Raw genomic sequence first — 25,587 nt, 5'->3', positions numbered from 1 at the left:
CAACACTACTTAGAAAGTACTACCCAATATTCAAATTCCATTAAAGTATACCATATAAAGATTAGGATAGAGATTTGGAAAAGCTCAGATCCATAAACTCTATGCTTTTTCAAGCGAGATATTGTGGGATATACTTGTGAATTCCAATATAATTTAGTCTGTTATGTTAGATTTTCTCCACAATATCGAGATGCTTACAGATGTTTAATTTCATTCTGATAAAACAATGATATCGAATCTCCGCCAATTTGTTTTGAATGATAAAGAGCTTCGTCAGCCTTTCTGATTAGTTGCTCTTTTTCTACTAGATTTGCAGAAGTAGAATGGGCAATTCCGATACTAATTGTTACTGTATCTGTAACCGTTGAAGTTTTGTGTTGGATTTTTAATTTATGAATGACATCATTCATATCTTTAGCTATATCAACGGCTTCTTCAACGGATTTCCCATCTAATAAAGCAAAGAATTCTTCTCCACCATACCTTGCAAAGAATCCTCCAACCATATCCAATCTATTTTTCAATGATTGAGCGACTAATTTTAGTACCTCATCACCTTTTTGATGACCATATGTATCATTAAAAAGCTTAAAACAATCTATATCGATCAAAATTACCGTAATTGGTTTCAATAAATCCTTGTTCATCTCCCAAACCTCTTCATAATTTTGGTTGAGTGACCGTCTATTCGGAACATTTGTTAGAGTATCAATGTTTGAAAGAATTTCGAGCTTCTGATTCAGTTGTTTTAGTTCATTTTGTGATCGCTCCAGTTGAGAAGTTCTTATTTGCACTCTTTCCTCAAGGGTGTTATTTAGTTCTCCTAGACGAATAGACAGGGTTTCAACTTTTTGAAAGGTAGATGCATATTTAATAGCAAGAACGATGGACTGAGCAAGGATAAAGATATATAATCCAACACTTGTAAAATCACCTGTATGAATCCATTCATTGTAATAAAGGACATCATTTAAGGCTGTACCAGTAAAAATGACGGTTGAGATCAATAAAATCTTTACACCTGGAACATTTCGCTTCCACGCTTTGGTCAATTCAAAAAACACATACAACATCATCGCTGTCATGATCAGTTGATAAAAGTTAATCGTATACGAAAAAACTTTAGCAGGTGTAAATAAGACAAATAAAGAATAAAGTAAACTTATAAAAAGGAACATTTGTAAAATGGATTTTTTTATATAGTTAAGAAACATTGCATTAAGAAACAATAAAAATACTGGAAACGCGATTGAAATCGTCCAATATTCGATTTTTCTGAGCCATTCCCAAGAGAAATTAGGGAGTAGATCGGTTAAAATTACCTCGCCGACTATCAGCGAGCGAAGAGCAATTAGTAAACAAAGAATCCCAAAATAGAGAGCAGCTCGATCTTTTCTACGTAGAATATAAATAACAAAATGGTAAAATCCGACAATAGTTAAACCACCAATAATAAACATTTCTTTAAGCATTCGTTTCTCAGCCATACTTATTAATTCTTCTGCATTTCCGAATAAAAACTCTCCCCAAATTCCACCGTTTCGTGCAGAGTAATTGGAAACCTGTAAAACTAGATCAAATTCTGGCTTATCTAAATCAAGAGTGATGACTTGTGGATTATAGGTTGGACGTTCATCTTTTGAGCTCATACCAATTTCACCAATTTGACTCACTAATTTCCCATTGATCCATAGTTTCGATGCATTCGAAATAAGCGGTACATAAAGGCCCTTATGAGTTGATAAGCTCTCTTCATTTACTTTTATTTTAAGTGTATATGTGGCATGTCCCTCACCTGGTAATGTCTCATTGTTCATTTCAGAACCCATCCAGATATGAGGAAATGAAACAAAAGTTGAGGGATTATCTGGTACTTTTTCTGGGTTGAGGAATTTGTTCCAATATAAACCCCACTCCCCACTCATCTCTATATAATTGTGCTCTTCAAAATTTATATCACGTAAATCAAGTACCCCATTTTTTGCTGTTATCTCATTACCATGAACTGCAAAACTAACAGTTGGAGCAACTGTCAAACAAGTAAACACCATCAGAAACAATAATAAAAGGAATTTTTTAATTCTTTCCATACTTATCTCTCCACTCCTCTTTTGGTGCGATCATTCTTTAGATGTCAAAAACAAAGTATAAATATACAGTAAGTACATATATTTTAAACAAAACATGGCAAAAATAGATAGTTTTCAATTGATGAATAAATTGAAGTGTTAAGAATTCTTTTTGAACAACCTCTTTAATTATACTTATTCTACAACTATATTAAAACCTAAATGTTTATTAATTCAAATCTACAATTTTCTCTTCTTTTAACGCTCATTTAATGATAAAAATACTAAATAGGTTGAGAATTAATGTAATAATCCTAACCGAAAAGCAGAGGCAACCACTTGGGTCCTGTTTTTTGCTGCCGCGTCTCCTTTTCTTGATAAAAATAATCCAAGACGTTTCCCCACTTGCTCGAGTAAAGCTAATTCCTCTTTCGAACAATCAAATTCTTCCCCTAGCTTATCAAAAGTAAGCCACCCAAACAACTGATTTTTATGAGTGAGCGGTAAAAAAATAATAGAAGACAGATTAAATAATTTGATATGCTCTTTTTTTATATAATTTTGGGGGCTCTTTAAATAAATTGGTTTTTTTAACTAAAAAGATATTCTCCTCGGTTATTTGTCCTTTCATGCTTTGCACCTTTGGAAGTTCGGCACCTATGACGCCATAGAACTGATTTGACCAGGGAATATAAGCGTAAAAAACACATCGTTTATAATGAAAATAGTCTTCACACTTTTTTAATATATATGGCAAGTCTTGAACTCCTGAAGAGCGAATCAGGAGCTTATTTAATTTGTCTAACAGTTGGAGTCTTTTAAGTTCCCTATTTTCATGGGGATTTTTATTGGTAATGACTGAAAAACTCTCATCTGCCCACTTGTTGTAACTCTGGACAAGGTAAGTAAAAATAGATAATAAAAACATTAATACAGCAGAGATTCGGTTATATTTTATTTGAATCATTAATGTAATTAGCGACTTTTCGAAAAGCAGTTGAAACAGGTTAAAACTTTTCCTATTTAAAATGGACAGCTGGGATTGAAGCCAAATATCTAAGTGGTCCGCATAATTTTCCTTGCTAACTTCCGTGTTAGGATGAGTTAATAGTTGTAAAAATGATTGCAGCAGTGCCTCAATAATTTTTCGATCTGTCTCCGAAATGGAAGCTTCTAGATTTAGATAGGTATTGCTATTTTCTTCAATCTGTTTGCTGTGAGTTTTGATAAACAATACGAATTGTTGAAACGTAATTTCCTCATATTTTTGAATTGGCTGAGACATAAGAAATTCTTCTCATCCAAATAAACGCATCCTGCAAATGGAGGGTCTTCACACTAATATTATACAGCATCTTGTAGGATAGTATTTCAAACTCAGAGGAGTAAGATGAAATTGTGACAAACAAGTGAATATTTTTTAGGGCGATAACAAATGATTCTTTTGATAATATTTGGAGTTACGATGGAAAGACACTTCCGGAGCATGTTTGTCGCTATCAGCTGGGTGTTTATTATGAAATTAATCTTGGAAAAAGATTTGTAAAAATTGAATATTATATGAAGAGTGAACTTCAGAGTAATTTTCATATAAAGTTTTAACTATCACGAGGGTATAGAATTTATTTCTTATTGGTCGGATGTTTTTTTTACTGATAATACTACAAAATAATCATATTTATTTTTGGTAATTACTAGTGTGTGTATCATATCGAATGAGGGTTCATCTGAGGTTAATACATGTGATTGAAGCATGGGAAAAATCTTTAATCGAAACTTATTATTTTTAATTAATTAATAAATAACATCTATATATTTAATTGCTATATTGTTTGCGTTTTAAATAAGAGGTACTATGAGGATAATACCATAAATGTCTAAGGAGGTTTTGATGATGGTTATTTTTATAGCAGGTGGAATTGCCTTGTTAATCAGGAGAAAATATAATTTAGATTGGCTTAAGACATTCGGTTATTTTTTATTGGGAATCTATGGATTGAACCTGATCCAGAGTTTCTTATCGGGAATTAACAGTTTTTTATATTACAGTAATGCCTTATTTTTGTTTGCCATACTCATTGTTTTTGCAATTTTTCAGTATCTAAAAAACGGTGGAGAAGGAAAATATATAGAAGAGTGGGAAAATGCAAATTTCCCTCTTCTTTCCTCCTTCCAGTTCTCAACCATTTTATATTCTAATTGTGACGTAACTAAAGTTCGTTACTATGATGATATTCCTTATAATCGTGCCAAATACTTTAGTTCAGGGACCGAAGTAGATATTGATATGGATTCTGTTTCCAACATCTTCTACGATGCTAATCCAGCTGATAATGAATTATCGTTTCAAGAATATGGTTTTTTAGTTACTTCGTTGGGCGTTATTATTAGTAGGCAAAAAGAACTGCCCAAACAAGGGAGACAACAGGTTTTTGATGTCGAAAAGACGTATTTGCCTTTCGCGAACGCTTACCGGTTTACTACTACTGGAAATTGCCTTACTGTGTACTATGCGAGCCGAACTAAGAAAAGTGTTATTCTGTACGATAATGAATTAGAATTTCTTGCAGATGTTTTTGATCATGCTATCCATTCTGGTTGGAGTTATCATGTAGATAACGTTATCTCCAGTAATGGTGTTACAGAAGATGATATAGAGGAAATTGAAGATAATGTAGAAGATTATTATAGAAAGATGGAAGAATTAGACTCAGCCGTAGATAACATTACTAAGAGAGAAAAAGTTGATATAAAAAACAAACAGGTTGCTCATGCAGCTGTGGCTGGTAGCTTAGGGAGTATTGGAGCGGAATTAAGTCAGAATCAGATTAATGATCGATTTGGTGGGGGACAAGGTCACGGCCATGTGGGGGAACATTACGGAGATCTTCATGATAAGCTTCGCTTCAAATCAACGGAAAAATATGGGGCAAGCCATGAGAAACATGGTGCGGATAGAGCGGTAAATGGAGTAAATATACAGACTAAATATCACGCGACAGCAAACAAGTCGATAGACCAGTGCTTCGAAAATAATGGTGGAAAAGCCCTGTACGTAAATACGGATGGCTCAATGATGAAAATCGAAGTACCTAGGGACCAGTATGATGCTGCCCTAAAAAACATGGCAAAAAAAATAGAACAAGGCCGTGTACCAAATGAAGAAAACCCAAATAATGCAGCGAACTATGTCAAAAAAGGAGCACTTACCTATGAGCATTCACAAATCGCAACAAAATCGATTTTCGATAGAAGGAGTACGATTGCGGTTCGGGATAATAAGGGGAAAGTAATTAGAAATTCGAATGGGGAGATAGTGACTAGGGACGTTTCCTTTGGTGAAAAACTAGTGTGGTCGGCAGGTGGGGACTTTTTAACAGGGGCAGCAGCAGCCTTGCCATACGGTGTGGTTGCAGGTCTCTGGGTATACTGCAACAGCGTTTGGCAAGGAGCCGATAAAAGAGCAGCCTTGAAAAATTCTGCAATAGCAGCAGTCAAACCTACTCTGACAGGAGGGGTCATTTATATGGTCTCTTCACAGTTTGCAGGAAGCCAGATGGGTAGAGCCGTAGGGGATATGTATGTCAAAAAATTTGCTAAAAAGCAAATGACAAATAAATTGAAAACCGAAGCAGTTAAAAAGGGTACAATGGGCGTCATAACAGTAGCTATCACAGTTGGACCGGACTTGACTGATTGTTTGCGAGGACGGATGTCCATGAAGCAATTGGTTAAGAATACTGTTTCTACTGGAGTAGGAATGGCATCAGGAGCAGCAGTTGGCAGCGCAGTAGGGTCAGTTGTTCCAGGCATTGGTAACGCTATAGGAGCAGTTGTTGGCGGGTCTCTAGGAGCATTATCCGCTAAAAAAGTATTAGATAACTTTATAGAGGATGATGCAGTTTCCATGATTAGAATTTCTAAAGAAGAATTCATTGATACAATCATGATGAGTTCGCTGTCTCAAGAAGAATTTCAGACGATACTAGAAAAAACCTTCTTGCATAAAAAGTTCAATAAATTATTAAAATCAATGTATTCTGCCAAAGACTCTCGTGCCTACATTCATGCCTATTTCCTTGAACTCGTAGAAGATGCTTTTATGGCTCGAGAATTACCAGATGATGAAGAAATAATGGAAGTTGCTCAAATGCATTATGCTAGATTAGCGGCAGTCTAATCATCCCCTATTGAGCTGATTGAGTCTATGCTCTTTAGTGAATAACACTGTGAGTTTTTAAAATCAAAAATAAATATAATTAAAGCTTAACCACTCTAAGATTTTCTATAACTAGGAGGAGAGACAAATTCCATTTTCAGAAAATTCACAAGAGAAAAATACTTGATTATGTATACGGGCATTTACCTAATAAAGATAAGCATGATCAAAAGTTTTATCCATTTATAAAGAATAGTAGCTTGCGAGAAAGATTAATTACTTAATATAAAAATAGTCGAGTTATTTATAAGATTTTTGAAGGATTACAAGCAAAAGATGAATTGTTGTTAGCACAAGTTATTATGTATGTCTCTATTCAAGAAGCAGTAGTAAATTATCTTAGTCCTGCTCTGTAAGGATTCAATTTTGATAAGTATAAGTAAAATGTAAAAATTTGGAGAGGAGAATAAAAATGGAAGTAGCGTTAGCAAATGAAGCAATTAGATTAGGCGGTGCCTTAACTGAAGTTGCAGCAAAAACAACAGGAGAATGGGTTAATACTAAAATTAGACAAGCGAGAGAAAAAAAGGAAATAAAAACACAACAGCAAGTATATGAAGAAATAATTACTGAACTTTTGACTAATAAAAATGAATTACAAAGAATTGCGGATGAATATAGACAGTTATATGAGAAAGTAACTATTAGTGATGAAGACATAGAGTATTTGCAGTCAACTCTCAAACAAACAATAAACTTAGTTTCAAAATTTATGCCTAATCTGGGAGACCAGAAGGATAACTTAGATTTGTTAATAGATTTATTAAATAAAGACACTTTGAAAACAATGCAATTACTTGGATTCAACTATAAACAAGCTATAGGTGAACCCTTAACGGAAGTTGTATCTTCAATGATTTTAACAAAAGTAAATATGAGTAAAAATCCACAGAAAAGAAAATAGAGTTAGGATAATGTAGTGCCCCCCTAAATCCGGACACGGATTTAGGGGGCTTTTATATAGGGAAAATATAATAAAGAATTAAATATAAGAATTGTAAAGGAAAATGATCGTGGGTATACCACTAAGCATTTAAGTTGATAATAGATAGTCATAAGTATGAGAAGATATAAAAAAATTTAAATCAAACTTTTTTTGATGGAAGGAGTGCTAGTATATTGTGCTATAATAATCTTAATGAATCGCAGTAATCATCAGCTTTGAGAATGATGGAACTCGCGAATGTTTAACATAATAGTTGGAGGTATATATATGTCAAGTGTTGCACAACGCGCCAAATTACAATCTCAAATCTGGAAAATTGCCAACGATGTCCGGGGGTCTGTGGACGGATGGGATTTTAAGCAATATGTCTTAGGGACACTTTTTTATCGTTTTATTAGTGAGAATTTTGCTGCATATATTGAGGCGGGTGATGATAGCATCAATTATGCTGAACTTAATGATGATATTATAACGGATGAAATCAAAGATGATGCCATCAAAACTAAAGGATATTTTATATATCCTAGTCAGATGTTCAGTACAGTCGCTAAAACTGCAAACACAAATGAAAGTTTGAATACAGATTTAGCTACAATCTTTTCTGCTATTGAAAGCTCAGCAAATGGGTATCCATCAGAAAAAGATATTAAAGGCTTATTTGGTGATTTTGATACCACAAGTAATCGCTTAGGAAATACGGTAAAAGATAAAAATAGTCGTTTAGCTGCAGTTATTAAAGGGGTTGAAGGGCTTGATTTTGGTGAATTCCAAGAAAATCAAATTGACCTTTTTGGAGATGCCTATGAGTTTTTAATCTCAAATTACGCCGCTAATGCGGGTAAATCTGGTGGAGAATTCTTCACACCTCAGAGTGTTTCTAAACTAATTGCCCAATTAGCAATCCACAAGCAATCAACAATCAATAAGATTTATGACCCCGCAGCTGGTTCAGGGTCCTTACTGTTACAAGCAAAAAAGCAGTTTGATGCGCACATTATTGAAGATGGTTTTTATGGGCAAGAGATTAACCATACAACGTATAACCTTGCGCGTATGAATATGTTTTTACACAACATAAACTACGATAAGTTTCATATTGCATTAGGGAATACCCTTTTAGATCCTCACTTTGGTGATGAGAAACCTTTTGATGCCATTGTGTCTAATCCACCTTATTCCGTAAAATGGATTGGGAGTGAGGATCCAACACTTATTAATGATGAACGCTTTGCTCCCGCAGGCGTACTAGCACCGAAATCTAAAGCAGATTTTGCATTCGTTCTTCATGCGCTTAGTTATCTATCAAGTAAAGGAAGAGCTGCTATCGTTTGTTTCCCCGGTATTTTTTACCGCGGGGGCGCAGAACAAAAAATCAGAAAGTATCTGATTGACAATAACTTTGTTGAAACGATTATTTCGTTAGCACCTAATTTATTTTTCGGGACCTCAATAGCTGTGAATATTTTAGTTCTCTCTAAACATAAAACGGATACTAGAACACAGTTTATAGATGCAAGTGGCGTGGGTTTTTATAAAAAGGAAACCAATAATAACGTACTTACGGATGAACATATTGAAGCAATTATGGGAATATTTGATAGTAAAGAAGATATTGATCACGTTGCAAAAACGATTGAATATGATTCAATCGTTGATAATGACTATAATCTTTCTGTCAGTTCTTATGTGGAAGCAAAAGACACACGAGAAGTAATTGATATAGATGATTTGAATGCAGAAATAAAAAAGATTGTATCTAAAATTGACACGCTCCGTGCTGAAATTGATGAGGTCATAGAGGTGATTGAATCGTGATGGAGTCGAATTTTATGGAGAAATTGCTTGATGGTGTTGATGTTGAATGGATGCAGTTGGGACAACTTTCGGAAATAGGTACTGGTAGTTCGAATCGTCAGGATGAAAAGGAAAACGGGGAGTACCCATTCTATGTTCGTTCAAAAAATATTTTAAAGTCAAATGTTTATGAGTTTGATGAAACTGCTATTGTTGTGCCCGGAGAAGGTGGGATTGGTGATATATACCATTTTGTCCAAGGGAAATATGCTTTACATCAGCGCGCATATAGAATCCATTTACTTTCTGATAAAGTAAAAGCCAAGTTCTTATATTACGTAATGACTGAAAATTTTAAACAGTACATTTTGCAAAAAAGTGTAGGTTCTACTTCTATTTCAATTAGAAAACCGATGCTTGAAAGGTTTGAAATCCCCGTACCCTCAATCAGAGTTCAAGGAGAAATCGTCCGTATTTTGGATACCTTCACAGAGCTTACAGCAGAGCTTACAGCAGAGCTTACAGCTCGTCAAAAACAATATGCTTATTATCGAGATAAGTTGTTAACGTTTGAAGAGGGTGAAGTTGAGTGGAAGGCGTTGGGAGAACTTGCAGAAAATCATGATTCAATGCGTAAACCCATTACTAGTGGTTTGAGAGAAACTGGTGATATTCCTTATTATGGAGCATCTGGTATTGTTGACTATGTAAAAGATTTTATTTTTGACGGTGATTTTTTACTCGTTTCAGAAGATGGTGCGAATTTATTGGCTAGAAATACACCAATTGCATTTAGCATTAGTGGAAAAAGCTGGGTGAATAATCATGCTCATGTATTAAAATTCAATACATATGCTGAACGTAGATATATTGAGTATTATTTGAATAGTATAGATTTGACACCATATATATCAGGTGCAGCTCAACCGAAATTGAATCAAAGGAATTTAAATGCTATTAAAATACCAAACCCTTCGCTTGAAGAAAAAGAACGCATCGTCTCTATTCTAGACAAATTCGACGCAATAACATCTTCAATTACAGAAGGTTTACCTCGTGAAATAGAATTGCGTCAAAAACAGTACGAATATTACCGTAACATGCTGCTTTCATTTCCTAAAATTGAGAGGAATGCATAGTATGGGAAAGAGCTTAAATGAGATCGCGCAGCAACTAAAAGAAAACAACAAAAAAGTTCAGCTTATTTATGGCTTTAATGGGAATGGGAAAACAAGACTTTCACGAGAATTAAGATTGTTAGTTTCACAGAATTCAAACGGCGATATAGAACTAGAGGAATTAGAAGTGGAAAGAAAAGAAATCCTTTACTATAATGCTTTTACGGAAGACCTGTTCTATTGGGATAACGATCTAGAAAACGAACTTAAACCGAAACTCATAATTCGGCCTAATTCTTTTACGAGGTGGATTTTTGAAGAGCAAGGGCAAGACATAAATATAATTAGTAAATTTCAACATTATACAAATGACAAACTAACACCACATTTCAATGAAGATTTTTCTGAAGTAACTTTCTCATATGAGGGGGGTAACGAAGAAATTTCAGAAACTATCAAGATTTCTAAAGGAGAGGAGAGTAGTTTCATATGGAGTGTATTTTATTCACTTTTTGAACAGGCTATTAACGTATTAAGTGTCCCCGATCCGGCCGATAGAGAAACAAATCAGTTTGATGAGTTGAAGTATGTTTTTATTGATGATCCCGTAACTTCACTAGATGACAACCATCTAATTCAGCTTGCTGTAGACTTGGCACAATTAATTAAGAGAAGTGATTCAGGACTTAAGTTTGTCATCACATCACACAATACTACTTTTTATAATGTGTTATATAACGAAATCAAAAGTAAGACATGTTACATGATAGAACGCCAGGAAGATGGCACTTTTGAGTTTGACACAAAGGGAGGAGACTCGAATAAGAGTTTCTCCTATCACTTATTTTTGAAAAAAACGATAGAGAATGCCATTGAGGGCAATCAAGTACAAAGGTACCATTTCACTCTATTAAGAAACCTCTATGAAAAAACAGCAAGTTTTCTTGGATTTCCTTCGTGGTCACGATTACTTCCTAATAATCAGGAAGCTTATTATAATCGTATAATTCAGTTTACAAGTCATTCTACATTAGCTTATGAGAGTGCAGCAGAACCATCTCCCCAAGAAAAGAAAACTGTAAAATATTTACTTGAACATTTGATTAATAATTATGGTTTTTGGAAGGAGGAAGAAGATGAATGACTTAAAAACCATTGCGGAGTCAAACAACTTCATCGTACTGGAAAAGTATACCAAGTACTCAGAGGTAAATGAAGTGCAAGCAAGCTATCAAACAGAATCGGCACTTGAACGAGATTTTATCCAGGATTTAATCAATCAGGGGTATGAATATCTGCCGGGTTTAACGACTCCTGAAAAGATGCTTGCGAATGTACGTGTGCAATTACAAAAACTTAACAATATTGAGTTTACTGAGGCGGAATGGATTCGGTTTTGTGAGCAGTTTTTAGATACACCCAGTGATAATCACATTGATAAAACGCGTAAAATTCATACTGACTATATTTACGATTTTGTATTTGATGATGGTCATATTCAAAATATCTATCTAATGGATAAACAGAATCTCGCAAAAAACAAAGTGCAGGTGATTTCACAGTTTGAGCTAAAAGGAACACAGACTAACCGATATGATGTGACAATCCTAGTTAATGGGCTTCCTTTAATACAAATGGAATTAAAGAAACGTGGTATCGCTATTCGTGAAGCATTCAATCAAGTGAATCGGTACAGCAAAGAGAGCTTTAATTCAGAGAATTCTCTATTTAAATACTTACAGATTTTCGTGATTTCTAATGGGACTGACACGCGCTACTTTGCGAATACGACAAAACGAGATAAGAATAGTTTTGATTTTACAATGAACTGGGCGAAAGCAGATAATACGCTGATAAAGGATTTAAAAGATTTCACAGCGACATTCTTTAATAAGAATACGATGTTGAATGTACTATTTAATTATTCAGTCTTTGATTCGAGTGACACGTTACTTGTCATGCGCCCTTATCAAATAGCAGCAACCGAACGCATCTTGTGGAAAATAAAAAGTGCGTATCAAACCAAAAAATGGAGTTCCATCGAAAGTGGTGGCTTCATATGGCATACAACAGGATCGGGAAAAACGTTGACGAGTTTTAAAGCTGCTCGTTTGGCTACGGAATTAGAATTTATTGATAAGGTATTTTTCGTAGTAGATAGAAAAGACTTAGATTATCAGACGATGAAAGAGTATCAACGCTTTTCACCTGATAGTGTTAATGGTTCAGAAAATACAGCAGGACTAAAGCGAAATATAGAAAAAGATGATAACAAAATCATTGTTACTACTATACAGAAGCTGAATAATCTAATCAAAGGTGAAGCAGAACTACCTATCTATAACAAACACGTTGTGTTCATTTTCGATGAGGCTCACCGCTCACAGTTTGGTGAAGCTCAAAAGAATATAACCAAAAAATTTAAAAAGTACTATCAATTTGGTTTTACTGGCACGCCTATTTTTCCTGAGAATGCCTTGGGCTCAGATACGACTGCGACTGTATTTGGAAGAGAGTTACATGCTTATGTGATTACCGATGCAATCAGAGATGAAAAAGTTCTAAAGTTTAAAGTGGATTATAACGATGTGCATCCGCGCTTCAAGTCTATTGAGATGGAACGAGATGAGAAGAAACTAACTGCAGCAGAAAACAAAGAAGCCTTGTTACACCCAGAAAGAATTAAAGAAATATCTCAGTACATTCAAAATAACTTCCGCATAAAAACGCATCGTACGCACGCTAATGGTAAGGGATTCAATGCTATGTTTGCTGTCAGTAGTGTTGCTGCAGCCAAGCTTTACTATGAGTCATTGATGGCCTTACAGAAAGATAGCGATAAACCTCTTAAAGTCGCAACAATTTTTTCATTTGCTGCCAATGAAGAGCAAAGTGCCATAGGTGAAATTCTTGATGAGACATTTGAAATTACTGCTATGGAAAGTAGTGCCAAAGAGTTTTTAGCAAGTGCAATTAAAGATTACAATACGATGTTTAAAACGAATTATAATGTCGATAGTAAAGGATTCCAGAATTATTATCGTGACCTTGCGAATCGAGTAAGGAAAAAAGAAGTTGATTTGTTAATAGTAGTTGGGATGTTCTTAACCGGTTTTGATGCACCAACCTTAAACACATTATTTGTGGATAAAAATCTTCGTTACCATGGATTGATGCAAGCTTTCTCACGAACGAATCGAATTTATGATTCGACCAAAACATTTGGAAACATTGTAACTTTTAGAGATTTAGAGGAAGCGACTATTGATGCAATTACTCTCTTTGGAGATAAAAACACTAAAAACGTAGTCCTCGAAAAAAGTTACAGAGAATATATGGAAGGCTTTACTGATATATCTACCGGTGAAGCGCGTCGTGGTTATTTAGATGTAGTGCAAGAATTAGAGGAGCGCTTTTCGGATATTGATGACATTACGACTGAAAAAGACAAAAAAGATTTTGTGAAACTTTTTGGAGAGTATCTACGTGTTGAAAATATTCTACAAAATTATGATGAGTTTGCTAGTTTAAAAGCCCTACAATCGGTAGATATACACGATCAAGAAGCTTTAGAGTCATTTAAAGCTACTCATTACTTAACTGATGAGGATATAGCTGTTATGCAAGAGGTTGAGATACCGAAAGAAAGACTGATTCAAGACTATCGTTCTACTTATAATGATATTCGGGACTGGCTTCGCCGTGAAAAAGACGGAAAAGAAAAAGAACAATCAACGATTGATTGGGATGATGTAGTCTTTGAAGTAGACTTATTAAAGTCACAAGAAATCAATCTAGATTATATTCTCGAATTGATTTTTGAAAAGAACAAGAAAACAAATGATAAAGCTTCAATTGTTGATGAGGTCCGTCGATTAATCCGATCCAGTGTGGGGAACCGTGCTAAAGAAAGCTTAGTAGTCGACTTTATCAATCAGACAGATTTAAATGAGATTCATGATAAGGCAAGTATTATTGAGGCGTTCTTCTCCTTCGCTCAAGCTGAGCAAAAACGTGAAGCCGAGGAATTAATTCAGGCTGAAGACCTTAATGAAGAGGCGGCAAAGAGGTATATACTTACTTCACTGAAGAGAGAATATGCTAGTGAAAATGGATCAGAATTGAATAGTATTCTACCAAAAATGAGTCCGTTAAATCCTAAGTATTTAACAAAAAAGCAAAGTGTTTTTGAAAAAATTGCAGCATTTGTAGAGAAGTTTAAAGGCGTAGGAGGAAATGTCTGAAAGAGACAGAACAATTTAAATCATACGTAAAATATTATCTTAGATAAACAACAAAATATAAGAACTCCCCCTAAATTAGACAGCCGAAATAGCAACTAGCTAATTTAGATGAAGTTCTTATCTATTATTTCTCGCGTTTTACTTCAATACGGTAACCATCGGGATCTGTTACGAAGAAGTAAGATGGTTTGCCACCTGCAAGGCCTTTTAATTCGCCTGTTTCGTAGGCAGATGCTTTACAGATGTCATGCATTTTTTCTAAGTCACTAACGGTTACACCTAAATGACTAAAGCCATTTCCAACTTCGTATGGCTCTGCATCATAGTTATACGTTAATTCGATTTGAACAGAAGAACCAGGTGAGTTCAAGTAGATCAAATCAAATTTATTCTCTGGAAATTCTCTGCGGCTCGCAATCTCAAAATCAAATAGGTTTGTATAGAAGTCTAAAGTAGCTTCAATGTCTCTAACACGTAAGCAAATTTCAACTAATACTTGGTTCATAATTATATCATCCTCCAAAAATGTCTTAATTCTATTCTAACATGAATCGATTATTTACGCATTTGATTCACTTAGTTGATTAACTTAATGTTCTCCCCCCTTTACTTATGTCGAGAAAAGGGTTATAGTTATCAATGTAGTAATTTTGTTAACAAAATAAGATTGTATGTTATTCATGTATGTGATTAATTCTCTCTTTATTTTTTGAACGAAGTATTATAATAAAACGTGCAAAAAGCACAACGGAGGAATATCATTATGAATAACGGTACAGTAAAATGGTTTAACGCAGAAAAAGGTTTTGGATTTATCGAATGTGAAGGTTCTGACGATGTATTCGTACACTTCTCAGCAATCCAATCTGAAGGATTCAAATCTTTAGACGAAGGGCAAGCAGTTACTTTTGAAGTAGAACAAGGTAACCGTGGACCTCAAGCAGTTAACGTTCACAAAGCTTAATTTAAACTTTAACTTATCAAACACCTCAGCAAATTCGCTGAGGTGTTTTTTCTTTTTAGCGCATTATTTTTCTAATCCGTGTTAAAAAAACGAGAAATTTGTTGATACAACAGTTGTACTTTCCTTTTAATTTGAGACTCTTTATTAGATAGTATCAGTTAATGTTACCGATAATCTTAAAAAAAATTGGAAGAGTGACTAATATGAATATATTTTTTTATCGAATCAACCAAAAAAGATAGCTGAAGTTTCGGAAATGATTTTTGGTGAATTTTCAATGAAAATGGGGAGTACTATGAAGTTTGAAGATGTTGTTAAACACTTTTCAAATACAAAGCATAATACAGTTGGATTCTTTGGTCGGAAATACAGTTTGAGTGTACCACGAATGGTTCTTTTAGTTGTCTAACTTAATTTTACAATTTGCGTTACTAATAAAAGTCGTTGATAAAGATGAAAAAGTAAAATCCAAAATTGTAAAGCACAAAATTGTAGAAAGACATTCTGTTAAGTGAAATCACTCTAAAACAATAATTAAACAATGCGAAAATAATATTTAAATTGAACTATGAACTATTCATACGCCTGAATTCTTCTTGAAAAATGTTTTTTTAAGGTTTAAGCATTTCAATTTTTTAAGAATAGCCATTAGCATGACTTACCAATCCAACAAGCTGACCATCATGCCGTCATGGTTCTCCAAGAAGGAGGAACTGTCGGTCTTATCAAAATAGAAGCCGTTCGTTGCTTCCTAGATGAAATTTCCATGGCTTCCTTGTGGTAAAGCCGGAACACAGTCTGGGCGGACACATTCTATCCCAGAACCGGGAAGGCGAAGCTTGTGAGGCGATGGCTTCTTTCTTAAGTAACTGGGTATTCCTTCAGTGAGTTGGCGGATGAATCAGCAGGATAGCCGGCTAATTTTGAGAAGCTCGAATCCATGAAAAGATTCTCACCCGTATTATTCACTAGCAATTTTGAGTTGAATTTTACGCATCTTTCCTGTAATTTAGCCATTGAGAGGACCTCTTTCCTTGGTTAGGTTTAGACGCTTTGACCATAGAAGATTGGGGTTTTTTTGTACACCCAAATGGTGCAGGGATGTAGATAGAATAATAGCGCCACAATACGCTTTTAGTGAATATTTAGGAAAAAGATGAATGATTCAGGATGTTGTTTCCAGTTTATTTTACTTAGTGCTACAAATGCCCTATGACATCATAGTAATGTGGATTACCAGACGCCACTGGAAGTATGTTTTGAGTTATCTAGATGAACCGGCTCTGTCTGGCTTAAATTGAAAAATCAAAAATAAAAAAAACAATTGACAGCCCTTTCATAGGGTGGTAATATAGCCCTATAAATGAAACGTTTCCAAAAAGGGAACTTTATTTTTCGAACAAATTGGAAACGTTTCAAAAGGAGGGAAAAGAATTGGCAACATCTGCCTTTGATAAATCAGAAACGAAAGTAAAAAGACGTTCTTCAAGATGGGAATATATTAAAAAGCACCGCCTCTTGTACCTGATGTTACTTCCGGGGTTACTACTGACTTTGATTTTTAAGTATATCCCCATGTATGGAATTTTATTAGCTTTTAAGGATTATAATCCATTGCAAGGGATTTGGGGTAGTGATTGGATAGGGTTAGACAACTTCAGAGAATTCTTAGGCTCACCAAATTTCGGGATGCTGTTAGAGAACACATTAAAAATCAGCATTTACGGATTAATTTTAGGATTCTTTCCTCCCGTCATACTTGCGATTTCATTGAACCAAATTATGAATAGGAAATGGAAAAAAAGATTTCAACTGATTCTCTATGCGCCAAACTTTATTTCATTGGTTATTATCGTCGGAATGCTGTTTGTCTTTTTGGCTGCGAATGGGCCAATAAACGCTATTATAGAATCCGTAACGGGACAAACGGTGCGATTTATGACTCAACCCAGCTATTTCCGTACGCTCTATATTGCCTCTGGAATCTGGCAGGGAATGGGTTGGGCTTCTGTCCTCTATACAGCTGCACTATCAAATGTAAGCCAAGAATTAATCGATGCATCGTTCATTGATGGTGCAAATATCCTGCAGCGTATTTGGTATATTGACCTGCCCACGCTTCGACCGATGATGCTGATTCAGTTCATCTTATCAGTTGGAGGGGTAATGAACGTCGGTTATGAGAAAGCATTCTTGATGCAGACACCTATGAATCTACCGGTCTCTGAGATTATCTCAACCTATGTCTACAAAGTGGGTCTACAAATGGGCGACTATGGATATTCCACAGCCGTTGGGTTATTCAATACTGTCATTAACATTATTTTACTGTTCATTGTAAATGCAATTGCGAATAAAATAAGCGAAGACGGAAACGTTCTGTAAGGAGGATAAAATGATTTCATTAACAAAATTTGACAAGCGGATTTTATGGTTGAATCGTATGGTGATCGGGCTACTTATTCTTGTCACTTTGGGACCCTTAATCTATGTATTGATAGCTTCCTTTATGGACCCGTTCATACTACGATCACAAGGCCTCAGCTTCAACCCGGCAAACTGGACGCTGGAAGGTTATCGAAGAGTATTGCAAGATCCAGCGATTGTACGAGGGTTTATCAATTCGATTGTTTACTCGTTTTCTTTTAGTATTCTCACTGTTGCGTTGTCCGTTCTAACTGCTTACCCATTATCAAAGAAAAACTTAGTAGGGAAAAGACCCATCACTACTTTCCTCATGATCACCATGTTCATCGGGGGAGGGTTGGTTCCTACCTACTTGTTGATCAAGAATTTGGGAATGCTCAACTCGATATGGGCAATTGTTCTTCCAGGAGCTGTGAATGTCTGGAATATTATTCTGGCAAGAACGTATTTTAGGCAAATGCCTACTGAACTGGAAGAAGCAGCCATCATGGATGGGGCCAACGAGATGCAAGTTTTTCTGAAAATTATGTTACCGCTTGCTAAACCAATTATCTTTGTGCTGTTTCTGTATGCTTTTGTTGGACAATGGAATTCCTACTTTGATGCGATGATTTATTTGAATGATGCAGATTTACAACCCCTCCAACTTGTATTAAGGAAAATTTTAATTCAAAATCAGCCACAACAAGATATGGTAGGTGCTGCTACTGAAATGGCTGAAATGGCACAGTTGGCTGAATTAATTAAATATTCGACCATTGTAGTATCGAGTTTGCCGCTCTTAATCATGTATCCATTCTTCCAGAAGTACTTTGACAAAGGTATTATGGCAGGTTCATTAAAAGGTTAAAAATATAAAAAAAGGAGTATCACTCATTATGAAAAATAAAAAAATTGCCCCCTTTATTCTAAGTACCACTGCAATAACCTTGCTAGCAGCTTGTTCGGGAAATAAAAATAGTGCATCTTCTCCGGATTATGAATTAACGGATATCACCCTACCTTTGGAAGAAACCGTGACACTGAAAATGACGACTTCTAGTTCGCCGCTAGCACCTGCTGATCCGAATGAAAAATTGATTTTCCAGCGATTGGAAGAAGAATCAGGTGTTCATATTGATTGGAAAAACTATTCATCGGATTATGTAGAAAAACGAAACCTAGATATTTCTTCCGGTGATTTACCTGATGCGATGTGGAATGCAGGTGCAAGTGACTATGACTTGCTGTCTTGGGCAAAAGACGGGGTCATTATTCCGATTGAAGATTTGATTGAAAAACACATGCCGAATTTCAAAAAAGTTCTCGACGAAAATCCGGAGTATTTAGGAATGATTACGGCACCGGACGGGCACATTTATTCTTTGCCGTGGATTGAGGAATTAGGACAAGGGAAAGAATCGATTCATACAGTTAATGATATTCCTTGGATTAATGTAGAATGGTTGGATGCCTTAGGTTTGGAAATGCCACAAACAACAGACGAACTGATGACCGTGTTGGAAGCTTTCAAAACCCAAGATCCCAATGGGAACGGTGAAGCGGATGAAATCCCAATTTCGTTTATTTTTGACGGTGGAAACGAAGATATGAAGTTTTTATATGGTGCGTTTGGAATCGGTGACAACGATGACCATCTCGTAGTAAATGATGATGGTACAATTGATTTTACTGCGGATAACGAGGAATACAAAGAAGCTACGAAATACTTCAACGAATTATATAACAAAGGCTTAATTGATTCAGAAGTATTTGAGCATGATTGGAATGCCTATATTGCCAAAGGAAAGGAACAAAGATATGGGCTGTACTTCACCTGGGATAAAATGAATGTTTCTGGTGACAACGAATCCTATCAACCGCTTCCTGTACTAGAAGGACCTACTGGGATCAAGCATGTTACCCGTACCAACGGCTTTGGCTTTAGTAGAGACCGTTTCGTAATCACCAGTGCAAATAAGAATTTAGAACTAACGGCAAAATGGGTCGATCAAATGTATGAACCTATTCAATCCGTTCAAAATAACTGGGGAACCTACGGGGATGAAGAGTTGCAAAATATCTTCGAATTGGACGAAGAAAATCAAATGTTGAAACATTTACCGTTAGAGGGAACAGCGCCTGGAGAATTGCGTCAAAAAACTGAAGCGGGTGGCCCGTTAGCGATTTTGGATGAATACTATGGAACAGTTACAACTATGCCGGATGATGCAAAATGGCGTCTCGATATTTTCCATGACAACTATTTAGAATTTGTCAATAATGAAAACAACTATCCACGTGTGTTCTTGTCTCTGGAGAACGCAGACAGAATTGCTCAAATTGATGCCGATCTATTTCCGTTTGTGAATCGGAAAAGGGCAGAATGGATTACCAATGGAAAAATTGATGAAGAGTGGGACAGCTATATTGAAGAATTGGAACGTTTGGGATTGAGTGAATGGATGACCATCAAACAAGAGGCATACAATCAAAACCAAGCAACCAATGAGTAAGTAGTCCAGAAAACAGCAATGAAAGAGGGAATGAAATGGAACAAGGAACAAAACCGGTTTATACGCTAGCTGAAGCTAGAGAATTTATTGAGGCAAATCGAGAACGGGTGGATGGTACATACAGAAACCAGTACCATCTCATTCCGCCGGTTGGATGGATGAATGATCCAAATGGTTTCATCTATTATCAAGGAGAATACCATCTCTTTTATCAGTTCTATCCTTATGATTCTAAATGGGGTCCAATGCATTGGGGTCATGCCAAAACAAAAGATTTAATCCATTGGGAAGAACTGCCTACTGCCCTGGCTCCAGATGAACCATATGATCAGGATGGCTGTTTCTCAGGAAGTGCCATTGAAAAAGATGGAAAATTGTATTTGATGTATACCGGGCATCGCATCGAAAATGGGGTTGTATATCAAACACAATGTATTGCCGTGTCCGAAGATGGAATCAATTTCGAGAAATATGCAGCCAATCCGGTGATTGATGAAAAAAGAATGGGTGAATATGGGAATATCCATGATTTCCGGGATCCGAAGGTAATCAAAAAGGATGACAGCTACTATTCAATTATCGCCTCCAAAACAGAAGATGACCGTGGACTGATTCTCCTTTATCAATCCGATGATTTATATGAATGGAAATTTTTCTCTGTATTATTGGAAGGAACTCATGATCAAGGGGTAATGTGGGAATGTCCCGACTTATTCCATTTAAATGGGAAAGATGTCTTGATCATGTCACCGATTGAAATCAACCCTAGAGGAGTAGAATTCCATAATACAAGTTCTACGGTAGCTTTCATCGGCCAAATGGATTGGGAAACCGGTTCTTTTGCAGTAGAAAATGACCATGAAATTGATTTTGGTTTGGATTTCTATGCACCACAAACAACCAGAGACAGTGCTGGACGCCAGGTGATGATTGCTTGGATGCAAATGTGGGGGAGAACCTTGCCAACTGACTTATTGGGACATAAGTGGGCTGGATCCATGACACTTGCCAGAGAGCTGTGGGTGGAAAACAATCGCTTGTATCAAAAACCAATTTCAGATGTTTATCAATCACTAAAAATCATTGAAAAACAAACAAATCTTGTCATTGAAAATGAAGTGAGAAAATATCATTCTATCAGTACCAATAATCGTTACTATCAGTTAACGTTAGGTGTAAGCCAGGCCGATGCATTCCAGGTTTATTTAGCAAAAAATAAACTCGGGGGCCTCGTACTTGACTTTGACAAAGAAACCAATCAATTAACTTTCTCTCGAAAAGATTTTGGTCATCCAATCACAGGAAGTGAACCTAGCCAGTTAACAGAGCGGACAGTAATCCTGAATGGCAATAAGATAGAATTGGAAATATTTATGGACACGTCTTCTGTTGAAATCTTTGTTAACCAAGAAAAAACCATGACTTTTACTTTCTATGAAGAAACCCTTGAACCGAATTTATATATCGAGGCGAAAGGAATCCTGGAGGTACCGCTTTTGGAAATAGGATGTGTGCAAGTATGAAAGAATTATTTGGAAGTATCGAGGCGGGGGGAACAAAGTTTGTTCTGGCAATAGGCGATTCTGATTACAATATCGTCGAGCGGCTGTCTATTCCTACTCATACACCTGAAGAAACAATGCCCAATGTGATTGATTTTTTCAAGCAATATCAATTAAAGAGTATCGGCTTGGGATGTTTTGGACCTATTGATTTGAAAAAAACATCCCCCACTTATGGATACATTACGAATACTCCAAAAATTGCTTGGCAAATGTATAACATTGTAGGAAAATTAGAAGAAGCATTAAACGTTCCAGTTTTCTTCACGACGGATGTAAATGCGGCTTGTTATGGGGAGTATACAATCGGAAGTGCTCGGGATTTAGATAGTTGTGTTTATTTTACTGTGGGAACAGGGATAGGGGCGGGAGCGATCAATCAAGGCTCCTTTGTGGAAGGATTCAGCCATCCTGAAGTAGGTCATATGATTGTAAATAAGCATCCCCTTGATGACTATGAGGGGCACTGTCCCTATCATTCAAACTGTCTGGAAGGTTTTGCTTCGGGACCGGCCATTAAAGCCCGGCTTGGAAAAACAGGAGAAGAAACCAATGAGCAAGATCCGATTTGGGATATCATTTCATCCTATCTGGCTCAAGCCGCCTACAATACGACACTTTATTTCTCACCCCAAAAAATTATTTTTGGTGGTGGAGTAATGAAGCAACCTCACTTACTTGGAAAAGTAAAAAGTCAGTTTGAAGAATTGTTAAATGGCTATGTCTTAACTCCTGCAGTAGAGGACTATATTGTATTACCAGAATTAGAAGATAATCCAGGTACAATCGGTTGTCTTGCCTTAGCAAAAGAACAATATACATAAAATTAGAGATGTTCCCTTCAAGAGCGATGAATGACATTGCTTGAAGGGAACTTGGTTTATTTAGTCATTTAAATTATACTGAGACTTAAAGACAACGAAAAATGGGAGGTATCATAATTGAAAGCGACCATGAAAGATGTGGCTAAGCTAGCTGGTGTAGGTCTTGGTAGTGTTTCGCGGGTTATAAATAATGTGCCGGTTAAAGAAAGTACAGCTGCTAAAGTAAAAGCAGCCATTAAGGAATTAAATTATGAGGCAGACATCTATGCAAGAGGATTAAAAACGAATAAGACCTATACAGTTGCTTTGATCCTGCCTACTATATGGCATCCTTTTTTCGCAGAATTTGCGTACTACGTAGAAACGGAGCTCGAAGAAAGGAATTATAAATTATTACTGTGCAACTCGGATGGAAGACCAGAAAAAGAATACGAATACATTCAAATGGTCAGACAAAATAAAGTGGATGGTATTATAGGCATTACTTATTCCGATATTGACCAGTACATTTCTAGCAGCTTGCCTTTCGTTAGTATCGATCGTTATTTTACTGAAGATGTGATATATGTGACCACGGATAATGTGGAAGGGGGACGGTTGGCCGCTAGAGAACTGTTTAAAAGAGGCGCAAAACATGTGGCTTTTGTAGGTGGACATCAAGAGACTCCGAACGAAACGAAAAACCGAAGAAAGTGCTTCCAATTAGAAGCTGAAAGATTGGGATTGGAATGTGAAGTGCTAGATTTATTGGAACCGATTGAGGATTTACAGTCGGATATAGAGAAGTTTTTGCTCGAGTACCCCACAATAGATGGGATTTTTACAATCACCGATTTGGCTGCATTGGATGCCATACATGTCATCAATAAATTAGGGAAAAAAGTACCAGAAGACATTCAAGTAATTGGATTTGACGGTTTGAAGATGACAAAAGAAGCGCAATATGTTGTCTCCACAATCGCTCAGCCAGTTGAAGATATGGCCAGAACGGCAGTTTCCTTACTACTAAACGTTGTGGAAGGGAAAGAAGCGCCATCAAGAACGGTTCTTCCTGCTGCCTTTAAGGAAGGTGCAACTACGAAAAAATTAGAAAACAGAGAAGAGTGAAATCGAACAGATAGAAATGACTTGATTGCTAATTGATTAGTTATATGTGACTTTACTACAGCTATCTTACCTTTTATGCTAGTGATGACTCATCTTAATGTCCGTTGTTTCAATTCCTTCTTCAATAGTATTGTTATCTTCTTTGTTAATAGCGGGAACGATGTTCGTTATGGTAGATGGGTCTACTGAAATTAAGCAGTTATTTTCAGAATATATCATGATAAATAGGATTACAATAATTGGAAAGAGCCATCCTGAACCAGCTATGACAAAAATTAATAAGATTGATCAAAAAGTTAAAGAGGAAGATGGTCTCAGATTTCCACCTGGAATTTTTATCCTTTTCAGGATGATCTTTTAAAGATTTTCCTACTTCAGAGATTAAATCGCTAATCGATTCATGTAAATCGGTGTTCGGAATCGGTTTAGATACGCAGAAATTTTGGAAGCATTGATGTTTTGGTGTAAAAGGTTGTTTTGGCTTTCAACTTTCATAATATTACTTTATAATCCTTCAATTAAAGAAATCAATAGCGCCTTTTGTTAGAAACGGGTATGATAGAACTAACAAAATGTAAGGAGTGGTTAGATGACAACTTATCAAGTACCAGATGTATGGAAGTGGGAAGACGAGACAGATAGTTTAAGTGGCAACCGTCCGGATTCAGGCAGCCGTTTTGACCAAACGTTACCAGTCGGAGAAGCACCTTTTCAATTGTACTCATTGGGAACGCCGAATGGGATTAAAGTAACGATTATGTTTGAAGAATTGAAGGAACTAGGTGTGACGGAAGCCGACTACGATGTCTATTTAATCAATATCGGAAAAGGAGACCAGTTTGGCTCTGATTTTGTGGCCATCAACCCTAACTCTAAAATTCCAGCCCTAGTTGATCAAAGTCAACAACCGCGTGTCGAGATTTTTGAATCGGGCTCGATTTTACTATACTTGGCAGAAAAGTTTGGCAAACTGATTCCATCTGATAGTCACGGCCGAACAGAAGTCTTGAACTGGTTGTTCTGGCAAATTGGTGCTGGCCCTTATGTGGGCGGCGGTTTTGGTCATTTCTTTGCCTATGCGCCTGAAAAACTAAAATACCCTATCGATCGCTTCACTATGGAAACGAAACGTCAGTTAGATTTGTTAGATAAAACGCTAGCAAACCGTGATTATATTGCAGGTGATAGCTATACGATTGCTGACATTGCCATTTGGTCTTGGTATGGTCGTTTGGCACAAGGGAAATTATATGATGGATCAGCTCAATTCCTAGACGTTGACTCTTATAAGAATCTGGTTGAGTGGGCAAACCGTATTGCTGACCGCCCAGCTGTTCAAAGAGGGTTAGAAGTGACATATCAATCGCTTGAGGATGAATAGGTCTAAGCACAAACCGGTCTGTTGTTCATATCAGTTGCTATTGGTTTAGTCGAGGCGTAGTATAAAGCTAGAGACAAAAACAAAGGAGCGATTGATAATGAATAAGGCAGTTGAAGGTTTAGTGAGTCAAGTGTTGGCATGTCAAAAAGCTTGTCAGATTTGTTTTGATGCGTGTTTGAAGGAAGATCATGTGGCGATGATGGCTGAGTGTATTCGGACGGACCGTGAATGTGCAGATATATGTGGGCTCGTTGTCGATTTTGCTTATAGAGAAAGTAATCTATTTTCTGACTTAGTCGCCGTTTGCGTGCGTGCCTGTGAGGTTTGTGCAACGGAATGTGAGCAACATGACCACGACCATTGTCAACAGTGTGCCAAAGCCTGCCGCGAATGCGAAGCAGCTTGCAAGGCGTTTTTAGCGGCTTAGTAAATTAAAA

18 protein-coding genes and 1 pseudogene are annotated in these 25,587 nt (G+C 36.3%); 15 read left to right on the top strand and 4 right to left on the bottom strand.

The features are described from left to right. Positions 1 to 194: 194 nt before the first annotated feature. Positions 195 to 2,090: a sensor domain-containing diguanylate cyclase gene (locus G7057_RS04045; protein ID WP_166161534.1), complete on the bottom strand. Its 1,896-nt coding sequence runs from the start codon at positions 2,088 to 2,090 to the stop codon at positions 195 to 197. Between the two features lie 505 nt (positions 2,091 to 2,595). After that, positions 2,596 to 3,354, bottom strand: a complete 759-nt coding sequence (locus G7057_RS04040) for a hypothetical protein (RefSeq protein WP_227004653.1) — start codon at positions 3,352 to 3,354, stop codon at positions 2,596 to 2,598. A gap of 606 nt (positions 3,355 to 3,960) precedes the next feature. Between G7057_RS04040 and G7057_RS04035 the strand changes: the two genes are divergently transcribed. The 6 genes from G7057_RS04035 to G7057_RS04010 all read left to right on the top strand — a co-directional run bounded on the left by G7057_RS04035 (position 3,961) and on the right by G7057_RS04010 (position 14,390). Continuing rightward, positions 3,961 to 6,249: a glycine zipper family protein gene (locus tag G7057_RS04035; RefSeq protein WP_166161532.1), complete on the top strand. Its 2,289-nt coding sequence runs from the start codon at positions 3,961 to 3,963 to the stop codon at positions 6,247 to 6,249. Between the two features lie 451 nt (positions 6,250 to 6,700). Beyond that, entirely contained in the window at positions 6,701 to 7,192 is a 492-nt protein-coding gene (locus tag G7057_RS04030) for a hypothetical protein (RefSeq protein ID WP_166161530.1), read from the top strand. Positions 7,193 to 7,501: 309 nt separating this feature from the next. Next, on the top strand, positions 7,502 to 9,049 hold the full coding sequence (locus G7057_RS04025; protein WP_166161528.1) for a type I restriction-modification system subunit M: 1,548 nt from the start codon (positions 7,502 to 7,504) through the stop codon (positions 9,047 to 9,049). A 14-nt stretch (positions 9,050 to 9,063) separates the two neighbouring features. Continuing rightward, on the top strand, positions 9,064 to 10,167 hold the full coding sequence (locus tag G7057_RS04020) for a restriction endonuclease subunit S (RefSeq protein WP_227004652.1): 1,104 nt from the start codon (positions 9,064 to 9,066) through the stop codon (positions 10,165 to 10,167). A gap of 1 nt (position 10,168) precedes the next feature. Continuing rightward, positions 10,169 to 11,290 carry an ATP-binding protein gene (locus tag G7057_RS04015; RefSeq protein ID WP_166161524.1) on the top strand — a complete coding sequence of 374 codons (1,122 nt, stop codon included), beginning with the start codon at positions 10,169 to 10,171 and terminating at the stop codon, positions 11,288 to 11,290. Then, positions 11,283 to 14,390: a type I restriction endonuclease subunit R gene (locus G7057_RS04010; RefSeq protein WP_166161522.1), complete on the top strand. Its 3,108-nt coding sequence runs from the start codon at positions 11,283 to 11,285 to the stop codon at positions 14,388 to 14,390. The genes G7057_RS04015 and G7057_RS04010 overlap by 8 nt, the downstream gene beginning before the upstream one ends. A 124-nt stretch (positions 14,391 to 14,514) precedes the next feature. On the opposite strand, the gene gloA is transcribed toward G7057_RS04010, so the two are convergent. Beyond that, entirely contained in the window at positions 14,515 to 14,895 is a 381-nt protein-coding gene (gene gloA, locus G7057_RS04005; RefSeq protein WP_076768307.1) for a lactoylglutathione lyase, read from the bottom strand. 258 nt (positions 14,896 to 15,153) lie between these two features. On the opposite strand from gloA, the gene G7057_RS04000 reads away from it, so the two are divergent. After that, on the top strand, positions 15,154 to 15,354 hold the full coding sequence (locus G7057_RS04000) for a cold-shock protein (RefSeq protein ID WP_076768310.1): 201 nt from the start codon (positions 15,154 to 15,156) through the stop codon (positions 15,352 to 15,354). Positions 15,355 to 16,021: 667 nt separating this feature from the next. On the opposite strand, the pseudogene G7057_RS12035 reads toward G7057_RS04000, so the two are convergent. After that, positions 16,022 to 16,164 (bottom strand): annotated as a pseudogene (locus tag G7057_RS12035) (IS1380 family transposase); the annotation flags it as partial. 717 nt (positions 16,165 to 16,881) lie between these two features. On the opposite strand from G7057_RS12035, the gene G7057_RS03995 reads away from it, so the two are divergent. The 8 genes from G7057_RS03995 (at position 16,882) to G7057_RS03960 (ending at position 25,577) form a co-directional block, all read left to right on the top strand. After that, a complete protein-coding gene (locus G7057_RS03995; protein ID WP_083686924.1) occupies positions 16,882 to 17,739 on the top strand; it encodes an ABC transporter permease in 858 nt (285 codons plus the stop codon). Positions 17,740 to 17,749: 10 nt separating this feature from the next. Then, entirely contained in the window at positions 17,750 to 18,631 is an 882-nt protein-coding gene (locus tag G7057_RS03990; RefSeq protein ID WP_166161520.1) for a carbohydrate ABC transporter permease, read from the top strand. A 28-nt stretch (positions 18,632 to 18,659) separates the two neighbouring features. Then, positions 18,660 to 20,276, top strand: coding sequence for an ABC transporter substrate-binding protein (locus G7057_RS03985; protein ID WP_076768316.1), 1,617 nt, complete (start codon positions 18,660 to 18,662; stop codon positions 20,274 to 20,276). 35 nt (positions 20,277 to 20,311) lie between these two features. Then, positions 20,312 to 21,799, top strand: coding sequence for a glycoside hydrolase family 32 protein (locus G7057_RS03980; RefSeq protein ID WP_076768317.1), 1,488 nt, complete (start codon positions 20,312 to 20,314; stop codon positions 21,797 to 21,799). Next, positions 21,796 to 22,662, top strand: coding sequence for an ROK family protein (locus G7057_RS03975; RefSeq protein WP_076768318.1), 867 nt, complete (start codon positions 21,796 to 21,798; stop codon positions 22,660 to 22,662). Before G7057_RS03980 ends, G7057_RS03975 begins: the two co-directional genes overlap by 4 nt. Before the next feature lie 117 nt (positions 22,663 to 22,779). Next, positions 22,780 to 23,769 carry a LacI family DNA-binding transcriptional regulator gene (locus G7057_RS03970; RefSeq protein WP_076768319.1) on the top strand — a complete coding sequence of 330 codons (990 nt, stop codon included), beginning with the start codon at positions 22,780 to 22,782 and terminating at the stop codon, positions 23,767 to 23,769. Positions 23,770 to 24,358: 589 nt separating this feature from the next. Beyond that, positions 24,359 to 25,150: a glutathione-dependent disulfide-bond oxidoreductase gene (yghU, locus tag G7057_RS03965; protein ID WP_166161518.1), complete on the top strand. Its 792-nt coding sequence runs from the start codon at positions 24,359 to 24,361 to the stop codon at positions 25,148 to 25,150. 97 nt (positions 25,151 to 25,247) lie between these two features. Next, positions 25,248 to 25,577 (top strand): four-helix bundle copper-binding protein, encoded by a 330-nt coding sequence (locus G7057_RS03960; protein WP_166161515.1) that lies wholly within the window; start codon positions 25,248 to 25,250, stop codon positions 25,575 to 25,577. Positions 25,578 to 25,587: the final 10 nt, after the last annotated feature.

It is taken from the genome of Jeotgalibaca arthritidis, assembly GCF_011100465.1.
In the GTDB taxonomy this organism is placed as follows: domain Bacteria; phylum Bacillota; class Bacilli; order Lactobacillales; family Aerococcaceae; genus Jeotgalibaca; species Jeotgalibaca arthritidis.
The sequence above is the reverse complement of the archived record's forward strand: the minus strand, read 5'-3'. Positions and strand labels throughout refer to the sequence as shown.

Coding starts and splice junctions, on each gene's coding strand:
- G7057_RS04045 (WP_166161534.1), bottom strand. CDS start 2,090: ATGGAAAGAATTAAAAAATTCCTTTTATTATTGTTTCTGATGGTGTTT.
- G7057_RS04040 (WP_227004653.1), bottom strand. CDS start 3,354: ATGTCTCAGCCAATTCAAAAATATGAGGAAATTACGTTTCAACAATTC.
- G7057_RS04035 (WP_166161532.1), top strand. CDS start 3,961: ATGATGGTTATTTTTATAGCAGGTGGAATTGCCTTGTTAATCAGGAGA.
- G7057_RS04030 (WP_166161530.1), top strand. CDS start 6,701: ATGGAAGTAGCGTTAGCAAATGAAGCAATTAGATTAGGCGGTGCCTTA.
- G7057_RS04025 (WP_166161528.1), top strand. CDS start 7,502: ATGTCAAGTGTTGCACAACGCGCCAAATTACAATCTCAAATCTGGAAA.
- G7057_RS04020 (WP_227004652.1), top strand. CDS start 9,064: ATGGAGAAATTGCTTGATGGTGTTGATGTTGAATGGATGCAGTTGGGA.
- G7057_RS04015 (WP_166161524.1), top strand. CDS start 10,169: ATGGGAAAGAGCTTAAATGAGATCGCGCAGCAACTAAAAGAAAACAAC.
- G7057_RS04010 (WP_166161522.1), top strand. CDS start 11,283: ATGAATGACTTAAAAACCATTGCGGAGTCAAACAACTTCATCGTACTG.
- gloA (WP_076768307.1), bottom strand. CDS start 14,895: ATGAACCAAGTATTAGTTGAAATTTGCTTACGTGTTAGAGACATTGAA.
- G7057_RS04000 (WP_076768310.1), top strand. CDS start 15,154: ATGAATAACGGTACAGTAAAATGGTTTAACGCAGAAAAAGGTTTTGGA.
- G7057_RS03995 (WP_083686924.1), top strand. CDS start 16,882: ATGTTACTTCCGGGGTTACTACTGACTTTGATTTTTAAGTATATCCCC.
- G7057_RS03990 (WP_166161520.1), top strand. CDS start 17,750: ATGATTTCATTAACAAAATTTGACAAGCGGATTTTATGGTTGAATCGT.
- G7057_RS03985 (WP_076768316.1), top strand. CDS start 18,660: ATGAAAAATAAAAAAATTGCCCCCTTTATTCTAAGTACCACTGCAATA.
- G7057_RS03980 (WP_076768317.1), top strand. CDS start 20,312: ATGGAACAAGGAACAAAACCGGTTTATACGCTAGCTGAAGCTAGAGAA.
- G7057_RS03975 (WP_076768318.1), top strand. CDS start 21,796: ATGAAAGAATTATTTGGAAGTATCGAGGCGGGGGGAACAAAGTTTGTT.
- yghU (WP_166161518.1), top strand. CDS start 24,359: ATGACAACTTATCAAGTACCAGATGTATGGAAGTGGGAAGACGAGACA.
- G7057_RS03960 (WP_166161515.1), top strand. CDS start 25,248: ATGAATAAGGCAGTTGAAGGTTTAGTGAGTCAAGTGTTGGCATGTCAA.